This is a genomic window from Caulobacter sp. 05T431 (assembly GCF_056665975.1).
This window is the reverse complement of record NZ_JBFTKU010000047.1, coordinates 1-5,336: the sequence shown is the minus strand read 5'-3', so window position 1 is coordinate 5,336 and position 5,336 is coordinate 1. Positions and strand designations below refer to the sequence as shown.

Here is a 5,336-nt window from a genome sequence, read left to right as displayed (position 1 = left end):
GCTCCGGCCAAGCGCGCCGCCGCCCCGGCCCGTCGCGCGGCGCCGGCCAGCGCGCCCGACGCCGAGTCGGCCTCGTCCAACGTCAGCGCGACCGTCCCCGCGCCGGTCGCCGCTCCGGCCCCGACGCCGGTGATCGCGGCCCCAGCCGCCCCGGCGCCCACCCCGGCTCCGGCTCCGGCCCCGGTCACGCCCGACGCCCCGATGTAGCTGTAGGCGTAGCGTAAAAAGAAAGGGCGGCTCCTCGCGGGGCCGCCCTTTTTCGCGTCCGTCTAGCGGCGGATCACCACCACTTGTCGGCCTTGGCCTTGAAGCCCGCGGCCTTCTCGATGGCGCCGGCCACCGAGAACACCGTGCCTTCGTCCAGCGGCTTGCCGATGATCTGCAGGCCCAGCGGCAGGCCGTTGGCGTCCAGGCCGGCCGGCAGCGACAGGCCCGGCAGGCCCGCCAGGTTGGTGGTCACCGTGAACACGTCGTTCAGGTACATGGCGATCGGGTCGTTGCTGTTCTCGCCCAGGCCGAACGCCGCCGAGGGCGCGGTCGGCGTCAGGATGGCGTCGACCTTTTCCCAGGCGTTGTCGAAGTCCTCGGCGATGCGGCGGCGCACCTTCAGAGCCTTCAGGTAGTAGGCGTCGTAATAGCCGGCCGACAGCACGTAGGTGCCGATCAGGATGCGGCGCTTGACCTCGTCGCCGAAGCCCTGGGCGCGGGTGTTCTCGTAGACCTCGGTCAGGTTGGCGCCCTCGGCCCGCAGGCCGTAGCGCATGCCGTCGTAGCGGGCCAGGTTCGAGGACGCCTCGGCCGGGGCCACGATGTAGTAGGCCGGCAGGGCGTACTTGGTGTGCGGCAGACTGATCTCGACGATCTCGCAGCCGGCCTCCTTCAGCCATTCGACGCCATCGTCCCACAACTTTTGAATTTCGGCGGGCATGCCGTCGACGCGGTATTCCTTGGGAACGCCGATCCGCAGGCCCTTGACCGACTTGCCGACGAAGGCGGCGAAGTCCGGCACCGGCACGTCCAGGCTGGTCGAGTCCTTCGGATCGTGGCCCGACATCGACTTCAGCAGGATCGCCGCATCCTCGACGGTCTTGGCGATCGGGCCGGCCTGGTCCAGCGAGCTGGCGAAGGCCACCGTGCCCCAGCGTGAGCAGCGGCCGTAGGTCGGCTTGATGCCGACGGTGCCGGTGAACGAGGCGGGCTGGCGGATCGAACCGCCGGTGTCGGTGGCGGTGGCGCCCAGGCACAGGTCGGCGGCCACGGCCGCGGCGCTGCCGCCCGAGCTTCCGCCCGGGGTCAGGGCTTGGTTCGAGCCCGACTTGCGCCAGGGATTGACCACCGGGCCGTAGGCGCTGGTCTCGTTCGACGAGCCCATGGCGAACTCGTCCAGGTTCAGCTTGCCCAGCATCACCGCGCCGTCGCGCCACAGCTGGCTGGTGACGGTCGACTCGTATTCCGGCACGAACGGCTCGAGGATCCGCGAGGCGGCCGTGGTCGGCGTGCCCTCGGTGCAGAACAGGTCCTTGATGCCCAGCGGAATGCCGTCCAGCGGACGCGTCGCGCCCAGCGAGCGCCGGGCGTCCGAGGCGGCGGCCATCGACAGGGCCTGCTCGGGCGTCTCGAACAGGAAGGCGTTCAGGCCCCGCGCGGCCTCGACGGCCTCGATGTGGGCCGTGGTCAGCTCGACCGAGGTGAACTCGCCGGCTTCCAGGCCGTCCAGCGCGCCCTTCAGGGTGAGAGAGGTGAGCGCGCTCATTATTCGACCACCTTGGGGACCACGAAGAAGCCGCCCACCGACTTGGGGGCGTTGGAGGTGACCACCTCGGCGTCGCCGCCCATGGTCACCACGTCGTCGCGCAGCGGCAGGCCGGCGTGCACGACGCTGGTCAGCGGCTCGACGCCGTCGGTGTCGACCTCGGCCAGCTGCTCGATCCACGTCATGATGCCGTTGAGCTCCTGGGCCAGGGCCTCGATGCGCTCTTCGGGTTCGGCGATGCGCGCGAGCCGCGCGACCTTCCGCACGGTGGCGGCGTCAATGGCCATGGGGGCCTCCTGAATTCCAAGCGCGTGGGTTAGCCGTGCGAGGGGCGCTTTGACAAGCGTTCCCTTGTTCGCGGTTCTCTTGTCGGGGGGGCGCTTCCCCGTGGTATGAGGACGAATGCCCGTTCTCGACATCGCCGAATTCGCCGCCGCCATTCCCGATTACAAGCCGATCGTCGGCCTGGACCCGGGCGAGAAGACCATCGGCGTGGCCGTGTCCGACGTCACCCTGACCGTCGCCAGCCCCTTGGCCACCATCGCCCGGGCCAAGTTCACCCAGGACGCCGAGACCCTGTTCAAGCTGATGGACGGCCGCAAGGCGGCGGGGATCGTCATCGGCCTGCCGATCAACATGGACGGCACCGAAGGCGTGCGCTGTCAGTCGAACCGCGCCCTGGGCCGCAACCTGCTGCGCCTGCGCCCCGACCTGCCGATCACCTTCTGGGACGAGCGCCTGTCGACGGCGGCGGTCACCCGGGTGCTGATCGACGAGCACGACGTCAACCGCAAGCGCCGCGGCGAGGTGGTCGACAAGATGGCCGCCGGCTGGATCCTGCAGGGCGCGCTGGAGCGGATGCGGGGGATCCGCGAGGCGGCGTCCTAAGCCCTCTCCCAGAGGGAGAGGGTTTCACGCACCGCCCTTCCCCGCGACGCCAAACCCGCCTATGACGCGCACTCATGACGGCAAAACCCCCGCCCCGTGAGCCCGCCGATCCGATCGAGACGATCCGTAAGCGCATCTTCTCGTTCCCTCGCCGCCATTTCCTGTCGGCCGGCGACCTGAACGCCCCGCAGGCGACCGACCTGCTGGACCTGGCCGACGCCTTCGTCGCCCTCAATCGCCAGACGACCAAGTCCCTCGACATCCTCAAGGGGCGGACGCTGATGAACCTGTTCTTCGAGAACAGCACCCGCACCCAGAGCTCGTTCGAGATCGCCGGCAAGCGCCTGGGCGCCGACGTCGTCAACATGAGCCCGCGCACCTCGTCGATCACCAAGGGCGAGACCCTGATCGACACGGCCGTGACCCTGAACGCCATGCGCCCCGACCTGCTGGTGGTGCGCCACGCCTCGTCGGGCGCCGCGTCGCTGTTGAGCCAGAAGGTCAGCGGCAGCGTGATCAACGCCGGAGACGGCCAGCACGAGCACCCCACCCAGGCGGTGCTGGACGCCCTGTCCATCCGCCGCGCCTTCGGCCGGGTCTCGGGCCTGACCGTGGCCATCTGCGGCGACGTGCTGCATAGCCGCGTGGCCCGCTCGAACGTCGCCCTGCTGCACACCCTGGGAGCCAGCGTCCGGCTGGTGGGACCGCCCACCCTGATGCCGGCGCAGGCCGAGCGCTGGGGCGTCACCGTCCACCACGACATGAAGGCCGGCATCGCCGGGGCCGACGTGGTGATGATGCTGCGCCTGCAGCTGGAGCGCATGCAGGGGGCCTTCGTGCCCTCGACCCGCGAATACTTCCGCTTCTACGGCCTGGACCGCGAGAAGCTGGCCCGCGCCGCGCCCAAGGCCAAGGTCATGCACCCCGGTCCGATGAACCGGGGCGTCGAGATCGATTCCGACGTCGCCGACGATCCCGAGATCAGCCTGATCCAGGACCAGGTCGAGATGGGCGTCGCCGCCCGCATGGCCGTCCTCGCCTCCCTTGCCCACCGGCTCGAGGAGCACGGCAAATGACCAGTTCATCGCCCCCCCTCGCCCTGATCAACGCCCGCCTGGTCGATCCCGAGAGCGGCTATGACGGCCCCGGCGGCGTCATCGTCTCCGAGGGCGTGATCTCCGACGTCGCCAAGGGCCGCGAGTTCGGCAAGCTCAGCAAGGACGTCCGCGTCGTCGACTGCGGCGGGGCCATGCTGGCCCCCGGCCTGATCGACCTGCGGGTCAAGACCGGCGAGCCCGGGGCCGAGACCAAGGAGACCCTGGCCAGCGCCGCCAAGGCCGCGGCGGCCGGCGGGGTGACCAGCTTCGTCGTCCAGCCCGACACCGACCCCGCCGTCGACGACCCCAGCGTGGTCGACTTCATCCTGCGCCGCGCCCGCGACATCGACAGCGCCCGCATCCTCTGCGCCGGCGCGGCGACCAAGGGGCTGGCCGGCGAGCAGATGGCCGAGATCGGCCTGATGCGCGAGGCCGGCTGCGTCTATGTGACCGACGCCGACAAGCCGATCGTCGACAGCAAGGTCATGCAGCGCATCCTGACCTACGCCAAGGGCTTCGACACCCTGCTGGCCCACCGGCCGATGGACCCGTGGCTGGCCAAGGGCGGCGCGGCGACCGGCGGCGAGTTCGCCGGCCGCATGGGCCTGCCGTCGATCTCGCCGATGGCCGAGCGGATCATGCTGGAGCGCGACGTCGCCCTGCTGGAGGCCACCGGCGGCCGCCTGCTGGTCGACCAGGTCACCAGCGCCCAGGCCCTGGAGACCCTGGCCCGCGCCAAGCAGAAGGGCCTGCGCGTCCACGCCTCGGTGTCGATCAACCACCTGTCGTTCAACGAGCTGGACATCGGCGACTACCGCAGCTTCGCCAAGGTCACCCCGCCCCTGCGCGGCGAGGACGACCGCCAGGCGCTGATCGAGGCCCTGGCCGACGGCCTGATCGACATCGTCGTCAGCGCCCACGCCCCGGCTCCGGCCGAGGACAAGCGCCTGCCCTACGACGAGGCCGCCCCCGGCGCCGTGGGCCTGGAGACCCTGCTGCCGGCCCTGCTGAGCCTCTATCACGACGAGCGCCTGCCGCTGGTCGACCTGATCCGCACCGTCACCCTGGCGCCGGCCGGCCTGATCGGCCTGCAGTCGGGCCGCATCGCCCCCGGCGCCCCGGCCGACCTGGTGCTGTGCGACCTGGACGCGCCCCTGATCATCGACGCCGGCAAGCTGCTGTCGAAGTCCAAGAACTCGCCATTCGACGGACGGAGGCTGCAGGGCCAGGTGCTGATGACGATCGTCGACGGGCGGGTCGTGCATCGGGCGGAGGGGTAGAAACTGCCTCCGCCCCCTCCGGGGGCGGGCAGACCGCGCAGCGGTCAGGTGGGGGCAAGTCCTAGCGGGCATGGCTTTTCAGACACGGCTTCTCGACCTCGGGCTTTCGCGGCGAGGGGGTGGGGAGGCGCGGAGCGGGCCGGGCTTCGCCCGGAGACCGTGAGTGTGTTTTGCGTTTCGGCTTGGCTCGACCGCTCCGCGGAACCGTTCTTCTCAAGGGACGGCGACTGAGGGCCTGTTTCATCCCGGTCGACGTTCCCCCTCGGGCGGGCAGGATCAAAGTCGCCCGGAAGGGGCCGTCGGCGACTCCGACTGATC

Annotated in this window: 5 protein-coding genes and 1 pseudogene; 4 read left to right on the top strand and 2 right to left on the bottom strand. The window is 70.5% G+C overall.

Annotation, left to right across the window (positions count from 1 at the left end; genetic code table 11):
* A pseudogene (locus tag AC1U89_RS24405) lies at positions 1-207 on the top strand (hypothetical protein); the annotation flags it as partial.
* A 73-nt stretch (positions 208-280) separates the two neighbouring features.
* Here the strand turns inward: AC1U89_RS24405 and gatA are convergent.
* Both gatA and gatC read right to left on the bottom strand, forming a co-directional pair.
* Positions 281-1,753: an Asp-tRNA(Asn)/Glu-tRNA(Gln) amidotransferase subunit GatA gene (gene gatA / locus AC1U89_RS24400; RefSeq protein ID WP_479902198.1), complete on the bottom strand. Its 1,473-nt coding sequence runs from the start codon at positions 1,751-1,753 to the stop codon at positions 281-283.
* Complete coding sequence (gene gatC, locus AC1U89_RS24395) at positions 1,753-2,040, bottom strand: Asp-tRNA(Asn)/Glu-tRNA(Gln) amidotransferase subunit GatC (RefSeq protein ID WP_029916248.1); 288 nt, start codon at positions 2,038-2,040, stop codon at positions 1,753-1,755. Before gatC ends, gatA begins: the two co-directional genes overlap by 1 nt.
* Positions 2,041-2,155: 115 nt before the next feature.
* Between gatC and ruvX the strand changes: the two genes are divergently transcribed.
* From ruvX to pyrC, 3 genes are all read left to right on the top strand, one after another.
* Positions 2,156-2,641, top strand: a complete 486-nt coding sequence (gene ruvX, locus AC1U89_RS24390) for a Holliday junction resolvase RuvX (protein WP_479902197.1) — start codon at positions 2,156-2,158, stop codon at positions 2,639-2,641.
* A 74-nt stretch (positions 2,642-2,715) separates the two neighbouring features.
* Positions 2,716-3,717 carry an aspartate carbamoyltransferase catalytic subunit gene (locus tag AC1U89_RS24385; RefSeq protein ID WP_479902196.1) on the top strand — a complete coding sequence of 334 codons (1,002 nt, stop codon included), beginning with the start codon at positions 2,716-2,718 and terminating at the stop codon, positions 3,715-3,717.
* A complete protein-coding gene (pyrC, locus tag AC1U89_RS24380; protein ID WP_479902195.1) occupies positions 3,714-5,018 on the top strand; it encodes a dihydroorotase in 1,305 nt (434 codons plus the stop codon). The genes AC1U89_RS24385 and pyrC overlap by 4 nt, the downstream gene beginning before the upstream one ends.
* Positions 5,019-5,336: the final 318 nt, after the last annotated feature.